Consider the following 15,190-nt stretch of genomic DNA (forward strand, 5'->3'; position numbering starts at 1 on the left):
GAGAGAGACCGAAGAGACCATGTCCAAGCACACGCTCTCCGTCCTGGTGGAGAACACCCCCGGCGTCCTGGCGCGGATCACCGCCCTCTTCTCCCGGCGCGGCTTCAACATCGACTCGCTCGCCGTCGGCGTCACCGAGCACCCCGACATCTCCCGCATCACCATCGTGGTGAGCGTCGAGGACTTCCCGCTGGAGCAGGTCACCAAGCAGCTCAACAAGCTGGTGAACGTGCTCAAGATCGTCGAGCTGGAGCCCACCCAGGCCGTCCAGCGCGAACTCGTTCTGGTGAAGGTGCGCTCCGACAACGAGACGCGCTCCCAGATCGTCGAGATCGTCCAGCTCTTCCGCGCCAAGACCGTCGACGTCTCCCCGGAGGCCGTCACCATCGAGGCCACCGGCAGCAGCGACAAGCTGTCCGCCATGCTCCGGATGCTGGAACCGTACGGCATCAAGGAACTCGTCCAGTCCGGCACGATCGCCATCGGCCGCGGCGCCCGTTCGATCACGGACCGCTCGCTGCGCGCACTCGACCGGTCCGCATAACGACGGAAACGGGCGGCCGGGGACACCGCCGGCCGCCCGCATTCCGAGACCCCGAAACTTCGCCTCCCCCCACCGGCATACGGTGGGACGCAACACCTGCACACAAGGAGAGAACCCAGTGGCCGAGCTGTTCTACGACGCCGACGCCGACCTGTCCATCATCCAGGGCCGCAAGGTCGCGGTCATCGGGTACGGCAGCCAGGGCCACGCCCACGCCCTGTCGCTGCGCGACTCCGGTGTCGACGTGCGCGTCGGTCTGCACGAGGGCTCCAAGTCCAAGGCCAAGGCCGAGGAGCAGGGCCTGCGCGTGGTGAGCCCGTCCGAGGCCGCCGCCGAGGCCGACGTCATCATGATCCTCGTTCCGGACCCGATCCAGGCCGAGGTCTACGACAAGGACATCAAGGACAACCTGAAGGACGGCGACGCCCTGTTCTTCGGCCACGGCCTGAACATCCGCTACGGCTTCATCAAGCCCCCGGCCGGCGTGGACGTCTGCATGGTCGCCCCCAAGGGCCCGGGCCACCTGGTGCGCCGTCAGTACGAGGAGGGCCGCGGCGTTCCCTGCATCGCCGCCGTCGAGCAGGACGCCACGGGCAACGGCTTCGCGCTGGCCCTGTCGTACGCCAAGGGCATCGGCGGCACCCGCGCCGGCGTCATCAAGACCACCTTCACCGAGGAGACCGAGACCGACCTGTTCGGTGAGCAGGCCGTCCTCTGCGGTGGCACCGCGGCACTGGTGAAGGCGGGCTTCGAGACGCTGACCGAGGCCGGTTACCAGCCGGAGATCGCCTACTTCGAGTGCATGCACGAGCTGAAGCTGATCGTGGACCTCATGTACGAGGGCGGCCTGGAGAAGATGCGCTGGTCGATCTCCGAGACCGCCGAGTGGGGCGACTACGTCACCGGACCGCGGATCATCACCGACGCCACCAAGGCCGAGATGAAGAAGGTCCTCGCCGAGATCCAGGACGGCACCTTCGCCAAGAACTGGATGGACGAGTACCACGGCGGTCTGAAGAAGTACAACGAGTACAAGAAGCAGGACTCCGAGCATCTGCTGGAGACCACCGGCAAGGAGCTGCGCAAGCTCATGAGCTGGGTCGACGAAGAGGCGTAGGTCTTTGCCCCGCGGGGGTGCCGGGCGTGCCGGGCACCCCCGCGGGATCCACTTCCGGGTGATGCTTCCGCAGCGGCGCAGGACACTGCCCGCCACGCCACTAGACTGCTGAACACATACGCGTCAGGCCCACAGCGTCGTGCGTCTTCCACGCGGCTAGCAACCCTCCGCATGCGGCCGTCGGGACGGCCGTCCGCATTGGACTTGTGAGGACTCACGTGAGCTCGAAACCCGTCGTACTCATCGCTGAAGAGCTGTCGCCCGCGACCGTGGACGCGCTCGGCCCCGACTTCGAGATCCGCCAGTGCAACGGCGCGGACCGGGCCGAACTGCTCCCCGCCATCGCCGACGTGGACGCGATCCTGGTCCGCTCCGCCACCAAGGTCGACGCCGAGGCCGTGGCCGCCGCCAAGAAGCTCAAGGTCGTCGCCCGTGCCGGCGTCGGCCTGGACAACGTCGACGTCTCCGCCGCCACCAAGGCCGGCGTGATGGTGGTCAACGCCCCGACCTCCAACATCGTCACGGCCGCCGAGCTGGCCTGCGGCCTGATCGTCGCCACCGCCCGCAACATCCCGCAGGCCAACGCCGCGCTGAAGAACGGCGAGTGGAAGCGCAGCAAGTACACCGGCGTGGAGCTGGCCGAGAAGACCCTCGGCGTCGTCGGCCTCGGCCGCATCGGCGCGCTCGTCGCGCAGCGCATGTCGGCCTTCGGCATGAAGGTCGTCGCCTACGACCCCTACGTGCAGCCCGCGCGGGCCGCGCAGATGGGCGTCAAGGTGCTGTCGCTGGACGAGCTGCTGGAGGTCTCCGACTTCATCACCGTCCACCTGCCCAAGACCCCCGAGACCCTCGGCCTGATCGGCGACGAGGCGCTGCGCAAGGTCAAGCCGAGCGTCCGCATCGTCAACGCCGCCCGCGGCGGCATCGTCGACGAGGAGGCGCTGTACTCGGCGCTCAAGGAGGGCCGCGTCGCCGGCGCCGGCCTCGACGTGTACGCCAAGGAGCCCTGCACCGACTCGCCGCTGTTCGAGTTCGACCAGGTCGTGGCCACCCCGCACCTCGGCGCCTCCACCGACGAGGCCCAGGAGAAGGCCGGCATCGCCGTCGCCAAGTCGGTCCGCCTCGCCCTCGCCGGTGAGCTGGTCCCCGACGCGGTCAACGTCCAGGGCGGCGTCATCGCCGAGGACGTCAAGCCGGGCCTGCCGCTCGCCGAGCGCCTCGGCCGCATCTTCACCGCGCTCGCCGGTGAGGTCGCCGTCCGCCTCGACGTCGAGGTCTACGGCGAGATCACCCAGCACGACGTGAAGGTGCTGGAGCTGTCCGCCCTCAAGGGCGTCTTCGAGGACGTCGTCGACGAGACGGTGTCGTACGTCAACGCCCCGCTGTTCGCCCAGGAGCGCGGTGTCGAGGTCCGGCTGACCACCAGCTCGGAGTCCCCGGAGCACCGCAACGTCGTCATCGTGCGCGGCACCCTCTCGGACGGCGAGGAGGTGTCGGTCTCCGGCACGCTGGCCGGCCCGAAGCACCTCCAGAAGATCGTCGCCATCGGCGAGTACGACGTGGACCTCGCCCTCGCCGACCACATGGTCGTCCTGCGCTACGAGGACCGTCCCGGCGTCGTCGGCACCGTCGGCCGGATCATCGGCGAGGCGGGCCTCAACATCGCCGGCATGCAGGTCGCCCGCGCGACGGTCGGCGGCGAGGCGCTGGCCGTCCTCACCGTCGACGACACGGTGCCCGCCGGGGTTCTGGCGGAGGTCGCGGCGGAGATCGGCGCCACGTCCGCCCGGTCCGTCAACCTCGTCTGAGGCGGCCGTACCCGGGGGGCCGCCGCCCCCCGGGACCCCCGTTCACGGCCCTGAGCGGGCCTCGTCCTCAAACTCCCCCACTGCCTAAAGGGCGTGGGAGGTACCCCCAGACGGGCTGAGTGAGTCAGCCTGTCCGGCGTTTTCCGTGGCCGTGTTCTCGCGCACCCGGATGCCGCGCAGTGCGCGTGCCGCCGGGAGCGCCGCCGCCAACAGCAGCACCGCGCCCGCGATCGCGGCGCCCCGCATGCCGTCGGTGAAGGCCTCCCGCGCCGCCGTCGCCAGGGCCTCTCCCGCGGACCCCGGCAGCCGTGCGGCGACCGACAGCGCGCCGCCCAGGGTTTCCCGAGCCGCGTCCGGTGCCGAGGCCGGCATCTCGTGGTGGTAGACGGCCGTACCCACGGAGCCCAGGACCGCCATGCTCAACGCGCCGCCGAACTCGGTGCCGGTCTCCATCAGGGAGGACGCCGCGCCCGCCTTCTCCACCGGGGCGGCGCTGAGCGCCAGGTCGGTGAGCTGGGACATCACCGCGACGATGCCGCCCGCCATGACGCCGCAGGCCGCCAGCACCAGCCACAGGGAGTCGGTGCCGGCGCAGGCCAGGAGCGCGTAACCGCACGCCGCGACCACGAAACCGCCCGCCACCACGTGCGCCCGCTCCACACCCAGCCGGACCAGCCGCATGGCGAGCGGCGCGGCGAAGCCGATGAAGACCGACGGCAGCAGGGCCCACAGCGCGGCCTCCAGCGCGCTCTTGTCCAGCACGGACTGGAGGTACTGGGTGGTGAAGTAGGAGGACCCCATCATCCCGAAGGCCGACACCAGGTTGAGGACGACGGCCGGGGTGAAGCCGTGCCCGCGGAAGAGGGCGGGCGAGATCATCGGCGAGGCCGAGGTGCGCTGGCGGTGCACGAACAGCGCCGCGAAGAGCAGACCGACGGTGATCGAGACGACGTAGCGGACGTTCCAGCCCTCGGAGGGCAGCTCCTTGAGGCCGTAGACCACGGGCAGGACCGCCGCCATCGACAGCGGGACGCTCAGCAGGTCGAAGCGGCCGGGTGAGGGGTTCGTGGACTCCGGGAGCAGCACCGGGCCGAGGATCAGCAGCAGCGCCATCGCGGGCAGGTTCACCAGGAAGACCGAGCCCCACCAGAAGTGCTCCACGAGGACGCCGCTCATCACCGAGCCGAGCGCGATCCCGGCCGTCATCACCCCGGACCACAGCCCGATCGCCTTCGCCCGCTGGGCGGGGTCGGTGAACATCGTGCGGACCAGCGCCATCGTCGACGGCATCAGGGTGGCGCCGCCGATGCCGAGGACCGCGCGGGCCGCGATCAGGGTCTCGGCGGTGTGCGCGTAGGCCGCGAGCAGGGAAGCCGCGCCGAAGGCCATGGCACCGACGAGCAGCAGCCTGCGACGGCCGATGCGGTCGCCCAGGGAACCCATCGTCATCAGGAGACCGGCCAGTACGAAGCCGTAGATGTCGAAGATCCACAACTGCTGAGTGCCGCTCGGCTCCAGATCGGCGCTGATCTCCGGGATCGCGAAGTACAGGACGGAGACGTCCATCGAGACCAGCAGCAGCGGGAGCATCAGCACGGCGAGCGCCGTCCACTCGCGGCGCCCTGCGCGGGGCGGGTTCGTTGTCATGACGGCGACTGTACGCACGTCTAATACGCGTGTCTAGAACATTGTCTAAGACGTGCGTATGAAGAGGCGGGTAGGGTGGGCGCATGGGACACCGTGAGGATCTGCTCGAGGGCGCCAAGCGCTGCCTGCTGGAGAAGGGCTTCGCGCGCACGACCGCGCGGGACATCGTCAAGGAGTCGGGGACCAACCTGGCGTCCATCGGCTACCACTACGGCTCGAAGGACGTCCTGCTCGCACAGGCGTACATCGAGCTGATCGAGGCGATGGGGGGCGCCTTCGAGGGCGAGGGCCCCGCTCTGGACGACACCGAACCGGGCTCGGTCGAGCGGTTCCGGCAGGTGTGGTCCAACATCATCGGCACCATGCGGGAGCCCGGCTCCATCTGGCGCCTCAGCATGGAAGTGCTGGTCATGGGCGACCGGATGCCCGAGCTGCGCGAGCACCTCGGCCGCGCCCAGCGCGAGGCCGGACGCGGCATCATCCCGCTGCTCATGGGCGGCAGGGAGGAGGACGTCACGGACGGGACGACGGACACCCTGGGCGCCTTCTACGTCACCCTGATGACCGGCCTCATCGCCCAGTGGAACTTCGACCCGAAGAGCGCACCCGACGCCGACGCGCTGACCGAGGGCCTCCGCCGGGTGATCGGGGCCGCTACAGGCGACGCGCCTTGAGCGCCATGTGCAGCAGCAGCCGGTCCTCGCCGTCGTCCAGGTCCAGGCCCGTGAGCTGTTCGACGCGGGACAGCCGGTAGTACAGCGTCTGGCGGTGGACGCCCAGCTCGGCGGCAGTGCGGCCGGCCTGGCCCGCGCAGTCCAGGTACACCTCGGCGGTGCGGGCGAGTTCGCGGTGGGCGGGGGAGAGCAGGGCGCGTACGGCGGGATCGTCGGCGGAGCGCGGGGGCAGCGAGGTCAGCAGGCGGAACGCCCCGATCGACGTCCACTGCGCGACCGGCCCGAACCGCTCCTCCGCCCGCGCCGCCCGGGCCGCCGCCGACGCCTCCGACCAGGCCGTCCCCAGGTCGGCGAGACCCGTGCGCGGTGCGGAGACACCGGCCGCGGCGCCACCCGCCGGGCCGCCCCGGCCCGTGGCCGTCCCCGCCCGCTCCAGCAGCCGCCCCGCCGCCGACGTCGCCGGGGTCTGCACCTCCGCCGAGCGCAGCCGGACCAGCAGCGCCAGCGACACGGCCGAGACCCCCCACGGCACCGTGCACAGTGCCGTGGCGCCCGGGACCGTACGGACCGAGGGCGCGTCATCGGGATCGGCCGAGGGCCAGGGCGCCACGCACACCACCGCGTGCGGGGTGTCGGCCCGGGCGCCCAGCGCGCTGCGCAGCTCCGCCACCGCCATGTCCCGCTGCCAGTCCCGCTCGGCGGTCAGCACCGCCCGCAGCTCCCGGCTCAGGTCCGCGCCGTGCTGTGCCTCGTCGGCGAGCAGTGCGCCGATCCGCGCCGTGACCTCCATGGCCGCCGCCAGCTGCCGCTCGGTCGGCCCCGGGTCGGTGTCCAGGAGCCAGACATAGCCGAGGACCACACCCCGATGGCGTACCGGCAGGCAGGTGCGCCCCCGGTACACCCCCGCCTCGGGGGTCGGCGGGATGCGGACCGGTCCGGTCGCGCGGGTGATGCCGAAGCTCTCGAACCACGCCCGGACCGCGGCGGTGGAGCGCCGGGTGAGGATCGAGCGGGTGCGCACCGGGTCGAGAGCGGAGGGGTCGAGGTCGCCCTCGCTGTCGTAGGCGCCGAAGGCGATCAGCTCGAAGTCGCGGTTCTCCAGGGTCGCGGGCGCGCCCAGCAGCTCGGACAGCTCGTCGACCAGCTCCTGGTAGTCACCACGCGTACCACCCGAGCCTGCGGAACCTCTGGAATCCGACGTCACCCGGGCATTCTGCCGCATATGCGCGCGCCCTTCATACATCTGTCTGAGATCTGCGGCACGGATGCGTGACAGCTGTCGATGGCCGACGATCGGGAGGATCCTTAGATTTCACGGTGGTTCTCCGTGCCGTTCCCCTCTTCGTCGGGCAGCGGCCCCTGTGTTGGTTGGTAAGTGGAGGTGCCCCGTGCTGGGTCCCGTGATTCTGGCCGCGTCGCGCAGCGACCGGATGCGTCGTCTCGTCTCGGCCGCGCCCGTGACCAAGCCGGTCGTCGACCGGTTCATCCCCGGCGAGACGGTCGACCAGATCGTGCCGATCGTCCGGGACCTCACCGATCAGGGCCTGGAACTGACGATGGACGTCGTCGGCGAGGACATCACCACCCCCGCGCAGGCCGAGGCCGCCCGCGACGCGTACCTGGAGCTGATCGACCGGCTCAAGCCGCTCGAGCTCGGTACCCGTGCCGAGATGTCCGTGAAGCTCTCCATGTTCGGCCAGGCCCTCCCGTCGCCCACCACCGCCCTCAACGGAGGGGCCTCCGGCCCCGAAGCCGCATTCCACGGCGGCCACGAGCTGGCCCTCGCCAACGTCCGTCCCGTCGTCGAGGCCGCCGCCGAGATCGGCACCACGGTCACCCTCGACGCCGAGGACCACACCACCCTCGACTCGATGTTCGCCATCCACGAGGAACTGCGGAAGGACTTCCCGCAGACCGGCTGCGTCATCCAGGCCTACCTCTTCCGCACCGAGGCCGACGCGCGCCGCCTCGCCGACAGCGGCTCTCGCGTACGGTTGGTGAAGGGCGCCTACAAGGAGCCCGCAGAGGTCGCCTACCAGCAGCGCCACGAGATCGACAAGGCGTACGTGCGGATCCTGCGCACGCTGATGGAGGGCGAGGGCTACCCGATGATCGGGTCGCACGACCCGCGCCTGATCTCCATCGGACAGGAGCTCGCCCGCACGGCCGGACGCAAGCTCGACGAGTACGAGTTCCAGATGCTGTACGGCATCCGCGGCGACGAGCACCTGCGGCTGGCCGCCGAGGGCCACCGCATGCGCGTCTACACGGCCTACGGCACCGACTGGTACGGCTACTTCATGCGCCGTCTCGCGGAGAAGCCGGCGAACCTCCGGTTCTTCGCCCGCTCGATGGTCAGCAAGGGCTGAGCCCGCACCCGCTCGACCTGCTCGCAAGACCCGCTCAGTAAGGAGTTACGGAACCCATGGACGCTGTGACCCAGGTCCCCACCCCCGTCAACGAGCCGGTGCACGGCTACGCGCCCGGTTCCCCGGAGCGCGCTCGGCTCGAGGAGAAGCTCCGTCACCTCGCCGACAACCCCGTTGATCTGCCCTGCACCATCGGTGGCGAGAAGCGGATGGGCGGCGGTGAGCGCTTCGACGTCGTGCAGCCGCACAACCACAAGTCCCGCCTGGGCACGTACGCCAACGCCACCCAGCAGGACGCCCAGGACGCGATCGACGCCGCCCTGGCCGCCGCCCCCGCGTGGCGCGCGATGTCCTTCGACGACCGCGCGGCGATCATCCTGCGCGCCGCCGAGCTGCTGTCGGGTCCCTGGCGCGAGACCATCGCCGCCTCCACCATGCTCGGTCAGTCCAAGACCGCCCAGCAGGCCGAGATCGACAGCCCCTGCGAGCTGATCGACTTCTGGCGCTTCAACGTCCACTACGCCCGCAACATCCTGGCCGAGCAGCCCCCGGCCAACTCCCCGGGTGTGTGGAACCGCATGGACCACCGCCCGCTGGAGGGCTTCGTCTACGCGATCACGCCGTTCAACTTCAGCGCGATCGCGGCCAACCTGCCCACCGCCCCGGCCCTGATGGGCAACGTGGTGGTCTGGAAGCCGTCCCCGACCCAGACCCACGCCGCCGTGCTGCTCATGCAGCTCCTGGAGGAGGCCGGGCTGCCCAAGGGCGTCATCAACCTGGTCACCGGCGACGGCATCGCGGTCTCCGAGGTCGCCCTGGAGCACCGCGACCTCGCGGGCATCCACTTCACCGGCTCGACCAAGACCTTCCAGCACCTGTGGAAGACGGTCGGCAACAACATCGAGAAGTACCGCACCTACCCGCGCCTGGTCGGCGAGACCGGCGGCAAGGACTTCCTGGTCGCCCACCCGAGCGCCGACCGCGCGGTGCTCAAGACCGCGCTGACCCGCGGTGCCTTCGAGTACCAGGGCCAGAAGTGCAGCGCCACCTCGCGCGCGTACATCCCGGCGTCCATCTGGAACGACGGGTTCAAGGAGGAGTTCGCCGCCGAGGTCGACTACCTCACCATGGGTGACGTCACCGACCTGTCGAACTTCCTCGGCGCCGTCATCGACGAGCGGTCCTTCGCCAAGAACAAGGCCGCCATCGACCGCGCCAAGGAGGACGAGACCTGCACGATCGTCGCGGGCGGCTCCTACGACGACTCGGTCGGCTACTTCGTCCGCCCGACCGTCGTCGAGTGCACCGACCCGGAGAACGAGGTCTTCCGCACCGAGTACTTCGGCCCGTTCCTCGCCGTGCACGTGTACGACGACAGCGCCGACGACGCGTACGACGCGATGCTGACCCAGATGGAGTCGGTGTCGGACTACGCGCTCACCGGTTCGGTCATCTCCAACGACCGTGCGGCGGCCGCGCACACGATGGAGAAGCTGCGCTACGCGGCCGGCAACTTCTACATCAACGACAAGTCGACCGGCGCCGTGGTCGGCCAGCAGCCCTTCGGCGGCGGCCGTGCCTCCGGCACCAACGACAAGGCAGGTGCCCCGCAGAACCTGATGCGCTGGACGCTGACCCGCGCCATCAAGGAGACGCTGGTCGCGCCGACCGACTACGCGTACCCGCACATGGGCTGACGTCCGCGCGCGCATCGCCCGGCGGGGCCAGGTCGACCGACCTGGCCCCGCCGGGCTTTTCCGCAGGTCGCAGCGGTGTGAGCCAAGGCACCGTCTCAGATAGTAGGAAGTCCGAGTAATTGTGGAGACAGATGCGGTGCACTCCCTTAGCTTTGTAGGAGCCGAACGTCCCGCTCGATCGAGCGAATGGCGGTCGTGAGCCCGTGCCCGTGCAGGCAACCCCTGCGGCACCGCGCTCCCCGCCCCTTCCGGCGTCTCTCACCACCCTCGCTTTCCGCGCTCCCTTTTGTGCCGAAGGAGTCGATTCCCATGGCCGAGACGACCGTCCGCCGCCGAGTCCGCCACCTCTCCCGTACCAGCGACTCCGACCGCAAGAACGCCGCGGCCGCCCTCCAGCGCGCCCTCGACCGCCGGGACAACGGCGGCGCCACCGGTCACTGAGTGGCGCGGACGACAGTGGCGTCCGCATGGCGGACGCCTCATGTCATCCCGTGGGACGAGCGATAGGGTGCCGTCATGTCTCGCAGCCTCAATCTCGCAGTGATTCCCGGTGACGGCATCGGCCAGGAGGTCGTGGCCGAGGGTCTCAAGGTCCTCTCCGCCGTCCTTCCGCAGGATGTGAAGCTGGAGACCAAGGAATTCGACTTCGGCGCCCGGCGCTACCACGCCACCGGTGAGACCCTCACCGGCGCCGACCTCGACGCCCTCAAGGGTCACGACGCCATCCTGCTCGGCGCGATCGGCGACCCGTCGGTGCCGTCCGGCGTGCTGGAGCGCGGCTTCCTGCTCAAGCTCCGCTTCGCCTTCGACCACCACGTCAACCTGCGGCCGAGCAAGCTCCTGCCCGGCGTCGCCACCCCGCTCGCCGGCCAGCCCGAGATCGACTTCGTCGTCGTCCGCGAGGGCACCGAGGGCCCGTACACGGGCAACGGCGGCACCATCCGCGAGGGCACCGAGCACGAGGTCGCCACCGAGGTCTCCGTCAACACGGCCTACGGCGTCGAGCGCGTCGTCCGCGACGCCTTCGCCCGCGCCCAGGCCCGCCCCCGCAAGAAGCTCACGCTGGTCCACAAGAACAACGTGCTGACCTTCGCGGGCCACCTGTGGACCAACATCTTCAACAAGGTCGCGGCGGAGTACCCCGAGGTCACCACCGACTACATCCACGTCGACGCCGCGACCATCTTCCTGGTCACCGACCCGGCCCGCTTCGACGTGATCGTCACCGACAACCTCTTCGGCGACATCATCACCGACCTCGCCGCGGCCGTCTCCGGCGGCATCGGCGTCGCCGCCAGCGGGAACATCAACCCGTCCGGCGACTTCCCCTCGATGTTCGAGCCGGTGCACGGCTCCGCGCCCGACATCGCCGGCCAGGGCAAGGCCGACCCCACCGCCACGGTCCTGTCCGTCGCCCTGCTGCTGCGCCACCTCGGGTACGAGGACGAGGCCGCCCGGATCGAGGAAGCCGTCTCCGCCGACCTCGGCGAGCGCGGTGGCCTGCCCGCCCGCTCCACCTCCGAGATCGGCGACGCACTCGCCGTACGAGTAGCCGGCTGACCCCGGCGCACTCGAAACCCAACCTTTCGAAGCCGCCGGGTCCGAAGAACAAGGCACCCGGCGGCTTTCTCCTGCGTCCGCCAGGTGCGACCATCGAATCCTGGGCCGCACTCACCCCGTTTCACCCGTCGCGGGCCGCGCGCGATAATCGAACGCGAAGCCGCGACCTGAGGGAATGCTCGGACGTCCTAGCACCGGCCACCGGCCGTACGGGCGTGACCGCGGCCCGTCACAACCAATACCGGTGAAGGACAGCCATCCATGACGACGCCCACGATCGAGCTCAAGCCCTCCGCCAACCCGCTCTCGGACTCCGAGCGGGCGGCGATTCTGGCCAACCCCGGGTTCGGCCGCCACTTCACCGACCACATGGTGACGATCAAGTGGACCGAGGGCCGCGGCTGGCACGACGGCCAGCTCGTGCCGTACGCCCCGCTCTCCCTCGACCCGGCCACCATGGTCCTGCACTACGCCCAGGAGATCTTCGAGGGGCTGAAGGCCTACCGGCGGCCCGACGGCTCCGTGGCCACCTTCCGCCCCGATAAGAACGGCGCCCGCTTCCAGGCGTCCTCGCGCCGCCTCGGGATGCCCGAGCTTCCGGTGGACACCTTCATCGAGGCCTGCGACGCGCTGGTCGGGCAGGACGAGAAGTGGGTCCCGGCGCACGGCGGCGAGGAGTCCCTCTACCTGCGCCCCTTCATGATCGCCACCGAGGTCGGCCTGGGCGTCAAACCGGCCAACGAGTACCTCTTCCTCGTCATCGCCTCCCCGGCCGGCGCCTACTTCCCGGGCGGCGTCAAGCCCGTCTCCATCTGGGTCTCCGAGGACCGCGTCCGCGCCGTCCCCGGCGGCATGGGCGACGCCAAGACCGGCGGGAACTACGCGGCCTCGCTGCTGGCGCAGGCCGAGGCCGCCACCAAGGGCTGCGACCAGGTCTGCTACCTCGACGCCATCGAGCGCAAGTGGGTCGAGGAACTGGGCGGCATGAACCTGTACTTCGTCTACGGCAACAAGATCGTCACGCCGTCCCTCACCGGCTCCATCCTGGAGGGCGTCACCCGCGACTCCCTCCTCACCGTCGCCCGCGACCTCGGCTACGAGGCGGAGGAGGGCCGTGTCTCGGTCGACCAGTGGCAGCGCGACTCGGAGAACGGCACCCTCACCGAGGTCTTCGCCTGCGGGACCGCCGCCGTGATCACGCCGGTCGGCACGGTCAAGCGGACCGGCGCCGAGTGGCAGCAGAGCGGGGGCGAGACGGGTGAGGTGACGCAGCGGCTGCGGGACGCGCTGCTGGACATCCAGCGCGGGACGGTCGAGGACACACACGGGTGGATGCACACGCTGGCCTGAGCATCGCGACCGTAGACCGGTGAGGGGCCGTCCGTTCGAGGGCGTTCCGGGAGCGGGTGGCCGGGGTTGAGCTACCGCCGGCTGAAACGCCGGGCGGCGGACGCGGGCCACGTGCTGCCGTACTCCACGGCGGCGTCCATGCTCGGCAGGGACCGGTTGCCGCGCGCGGAACTGGTCGCCGCGTTCGTCGCCGCGTGCGGACTACGGGGCGAGGAGGCGGAGGCCTGGCCGGACGCACGCAGCCGCATCGCGTGCGCGGCAGCCCCGAACCGATCGGTTCCGGTCCCGGGCCCGGTGCCGGTACCGGCACCGGGCCCGCGGCGCGGTCCGCGTGCACGGCGCTGGGTGACGGCGGGGGCCGCCGCCCTCCTCGCCGCGCTGCTCGGCGGCACGGCGGCCCTCGGCGTACCCAGCACCGAGGAGGTGCAGGAGACGCGGACGCCGTCGGTAGCGGGCGTTCTCGGCGAGTGAACCGAACGCGCGCCGTTCGCATCCTGAGACGGGCGATGGACAGGGGGACGGAGTGTGCCAGACTGCCCCCGTGCTCTCGTTCGCCATGATTATTGGCAGCAGGCGCGCCGGTCCGCAGTGACCACCACGTACGACCAGGTACGGGTGGACACCGTCGTCCTCGACCCGCGCGCAGACCTCTCGCACCCGCGAGAGGTTTTTCGCTTTCCTGGCCCACCCCGAGCCGGGAAGAGAGCGCGAGGGATCATAGACGGACGGTGGAACCGGTTATTCCGGTAGACCGAGATCCCCAACAGGAGCCTTCAGATCATGACCGCAACCAGCGAACTCGACGATTCGTTCCACGTCTTCGACACCACCCTGCGCGACGGCGCGCAGCGCGAGGGCATCAACCTCACGGTCGCGGACAAGCTGGCCATCGCACGGCACCTGGACGACTTCGGTGTGGGCTTCATCGAGGGCGGCTGGCCCGGCGCCAACCCGCGGGACACCGAGTTCTTCGCCCGCGCCCGGCAGGAGATCGACTTCCAGCACGCCCAGCTGGTCGCCTTCGGCTCCACCCGCCGCGCGGGCGCCACCGCCGCCGAGGACCACCAGGTCAGGGCGCTGCTGGAGTCCGGCGCCGAGGTGATCACCCTGGTCGCCAAGTCGCACGACCGGCACGTCGAACTGGCCCTGCGCACCACGCTGGACGAGAACCTGGCGATGGTCGCCGACACGGTCTCCCACCTCAAGGCGCAGGGCCGCCGGGTCTTCGTCGACTGCGAGCACTTCTTCGACGGCTACCGCGCCAACCCCGAGTACGCGAAGTCCGTCGTACGCACCGCCTCCGAGGCCGGTGCCGACGTCGTCATCCTGTGCGACACCAACGGCGGCATGCTCCCCGCGCAGATCCAGGCCGTGGTCGCCACGGTGCTGGCCGACACCGGCGCCCGGCTCGGCATCCACGCCCAGGACGACACCGGCTGCGCCGTCGCCAACACGCTCGCCGCCGTCGACGCGGGCGCGACGCACGTCCAGTGCACGGCCAACGGCTACGGCGAGCGGGTCGGCAACGCCAACCTGTTCCCGGTCGTGGCCGCCCTGGAGCTGAAGTACGGCAAGCAGGTGCTGCCCGAGGGCCGGCTGCGCGAGATGACCCGCATCTCCCACGCCGTCGCCGAGGTCGTCAACCTCACGCCCTCCACCCACCAGCCCTACGTGGGCGTCTCCGCCTTCGCCCACAAGGCCGGCCTGCACGCCTCCGCGATCAAGGTCGACCCGGACCTCTACCAGCACATCGACCCCGAGCTGGTCGGCAACACCATGCGGATGCTGGTCTCCGACATGGCGGGACGCGCCTCCATCGAGCTGAAGGGCAAGGAACTCGGCATCGACCTCGGCGGCGACCGCGAGCTGGTCGGCCGGGTCGTGGAGCGGGTCAAGGAGCGTGAGCTGGCGGGCTACACGTACGAGGCCGCCGACGCGAGCTTCGAGCTGCTGCTGCGTACCGAGGTCGAGGGCAGGCCGCTGAAGTACTTCGAGGTCGAGTCCTGGCGCGCGATCACCGAGGACCGCCCCGACGGCAGCCACGCCAACGAGGCCACGGTCAAGCTCTGGGCCAAGGGCGAGCGCATCGTCGCCACCGCCGAGGGCAACGGCCCGGTCAACGCCCTGGACCGGTCGCTGCGTGTCGCCCTGGAGAAGATCTACCCGGAGCTGGCCAAGCTCGACCTGGTCGACTACAAGGTCCGCATCCTGGAGGGCGTGCACGGCACCCAGTCCACCACCAGGGTGCTCATCTCCACGTCCGACGGCACGGGGGAGTGGGCCACGGTGGGCGTCGCGGAGAACGTCATCGCCGCCTCGTGGCAGGCCCTGGAGGACGCCTACACGTACGGGCTGCTGCGGGCGGGGGTCGCACCCGCCGAGTGAGCCGGGCACACCAGGTGTCCACGCTTATGTCTGATTGAC

General features: G+C 70.4%; 13 protein-coding genes. 11 read left to right on the forward strand and 2 right to left on the reverse strand.

The features are described 5' to 3' along the window. Window positions 1-19 precede the first annotated feature (19 nt). The 3 genes from ilvN to serA all read left to right on the forward strand — a co-directional run bounded on the left by ilvN (window position 20) and on the right by serA (window position 3,469). The gene (gene ilvN / locus C4J65_RS24635) at window positions 20-544 is read left to right on the forward strand and encodes an acetolactate synthase small subunit (RefSeq protein WP_019329768.1); all 525 of its coding nucleotides are present in this window, start codon (window positions 20-22) and stop codon (window positions 542-544) included. Between the two features lie 118 nt (window positions 545-662). Beyond that, on the forward strand, window positions 663-1,661 hold the full coding sequence (gene ilvC / locus C4J65_RS24640; protein ID WP_115744352.1) for a ketol-acid reductoisomerase: 999 nt from the start codon (window positions 663-665) through the stop codon (window positions 1,659-1,661). Between the two features lie 218 nt (window positions 1,662-1,879). After that, window positions 1,880-3,469, forward strand: coding sequence for a phosphoglycerate dehydrogenase (gene serA / locus C4J65_RS24645; protein WP_115744353.1), 1,590 nt, complete (start codon window positions 1,880-1,882; stop codon window positions 3,467-3,469). Window positions 3,470-3,553: 84 nt separating this feature from the next. On the opposite strand, the gene C4J65_RS24650 is transcribed toward serA, so the two are convergent. Next, a complete protein-coding gene (locus C4J65_RS24650; RefSeq protein WP_205351058.1) occupies window positions 3,554-5,116 on the reverse strand; it encodes an MFS transporter in 1,563 nt (520 codons plus the stop codon). A gap of 83 nt (window positions 5,117-5,199) precedes the next feature. Between C4J65_RS24650 and C4J65_RS24655 the strand changes: the two genes are divergently transcribed. Next, entirely contained in the window at window positions 5,200-5,790 is a 591-nt protein-coding gene (locus C4J65_RS24655; protein WP_115744355.1) for a TetR/AcrR family transcriptional regulator, read from the forward strand. On the opposite strand, the gene C4J65_RS24660 is transcribed toward C4J65_RS24655, so the two are convergent. Continuing rightward, entirely contained in the window at window positions 5,771-7,012 is a 1,242-nt protein-coding gene (locus C4J65_RS24660; RefSeq protein ID WP_115744356.1) for a helix-turn-helix domain-containing protein, read from the reverse strand. The genes C4J65_RS24655 and C4J65_RS24660 overlap by 20 nt on opposite strands. A 166-nt stretch (window positions 7,013-7,178) precedes the next feature. On the opposite strand from C4J65_RS24660, the gene C4J65_RS24665 reads away from it, so the two are divergent. From C4J65_RS24665 to cimA, 7 genes are all read left to right on the forward strand, one after another. Continuing rightward, window positions 7,179-8,159 carry a proline dehydrogenase family protein gene (locus C4J65_RS24665; RefSeq protein ID WP_115744357.1) on the forward strand — a complete coding sequence of 327 codons (981 nt, stop codon included), beginning with the start codon at window positions 7,179-7,181 and terminating at the stop codon, window positions 8,157-8,159. Window positions 8,160-8,215: 56 nt separating this feature from the next. Beyond that, entirely contained in the window at window positions 8,216-9,856 is a 1,641-nt protein-coding gene (pruA, locus tag C4J65_RS24670) for an L-glutamate gamma-semialdehyde dehydrogenase (protein ID WP_115744358.1), read from the forward strand. 309 nt (window positions 9,857-10,165) lie between these two features. Next, window positions 10,166-10,297: a hypothetical protein gene (locus tag C4J65_RS37100; RefSeq protein WP_007444772.1), complete on the forward strand. Its 132-nt coding sequence runs from the start codon at window positions 10,166-10,168 to the stop codon at window positions 10,295-10,297. Between the two features lie 75 nt (window positions 10,298-10,372). Further along, window positions 10,373-11,416 (forward strand): 3-isopropylmalate dehydrogenase, encoded by a 1,044-nt coding sequence (locus tag C4J65_RS24680; RefSeq protein WP_115744359.1) that lies wholly within the window; start codon window positions 10,373-10,375, stop codon window positions 11,414-11,416. Between the two features lie 261 nt (window positions 11,417-11,677). Next, complete coding sequence (locus C4J65_RS24685) at window positions 11,678-12,766, forward strand: branched-chain amino acid aminotransferase (protein WP_115744360.1); 1,089 nt, start codon at window positions 11,678-11,680, stop codon at window positions 12,764-12,766. 66 nt (window positions 12,767-12,832) lie between these two features. After that, the gene (locus C4J65_RS24690) at window positions 12,833-13,237 is read left to right on the forward strand and encodes a hypothetical protein (protein WP_115744361.1); all 405 of its coding nucleotides are present in this window, start codon (window positions 12,833-12,835) and stop codon (window positions 13,235-13,237) included. A gap of 309 nt (window positions 13,238-13,546) precedes the next feature. Further along, window positions 13,547-15,151 carry a citramalate synthase gene (gene cimA / locus C4J65_RS24695; RefSeq protein WP_115744362.1) on the forward strand — a complete coding sequence of 535 codons (1,605 nt, stop codon included), beginning with the start codon at window positions 13,547-13,549 and terminating at the stop codon, window positions 15,149-15,151. Window positions 15,152-15,190 lie beyond the last annotated feature (39 nt).

Source organism: Streptomyces sp. CB09001, from assembly GCF_003369795.1.
Taxonomy (GTDB): Bacteria; Actinomycetota; Actinomycetes; order Streptomycetales; family Streptomycetaceae; genus Streptomyces.

Excerpts from the sequence above, each read along its gene's own strand:
- pruA (WP_115744358.1), top strand. The coding sequence starts at position 8,216 with ATGGACGCTGTGACCCAGGTCCCCACCCCCGTCAACGAGCCGGTGCAC.
- C4J65_RS37100 (WP_007444772.1), top strand. The coding sequence starts at position 10,166 with ATGGCCGAGACGACCGTCCGCCGCCGAGTCCGCCACCTCTCCCGTACC.
- C4J65_RS24650 (WP_205351058.1), bottom strand. The coding sequence starts at position 5,116 with ATGACAACGAACCCGCCCCGCGCAGGGCGCCGCGAGTGGACGGCGCTC.
- C4J65_RS24655 (WP_115744355.1), top strand. The coding sequence starts at position 5,200 with ATGGGACACCGTGAGGATCTGCTCGAGGGCGCCAAGCGCTGCCTGCTG.
- C4J65_RS24685 (WP_115744360.1), top strand. The coding sequence starts at position 11,678 with ATGACGACGCCCACGATCGAGCTCAAGCCCTCCGCCAACCCGCTCTCG.
- C4J65_RS24660 (WP_115744356.1), bottom strand. The coding sequence starts at position 7,012 with ATGCGGCAGAATGCCCGGGTGACGTCGGATTCCAGAGGTTCCGCAGGC.
- cimA (WP_115744362.1), top strand. The coding sequence starts at position 13,547 with ATGACCGCAACCAGCGAACTCGACGATTCGTTCCACGTCTTCGACACC.
- C4J65_RS24680 (WP_115744359.1), top strand. The coding sequence starts at position 10,373 with ATGTCTCGCAGCCTCAATCTCGCAGTGATTCCCGGTGACGGCATCGGC.
- ilvN (WP_019329768.1), top strand. The coding sequence starts at position 20 with ATGTCCAAGCACACGCTCTCCGTCCTGGTGGAGAACACCCCCGGCGTC.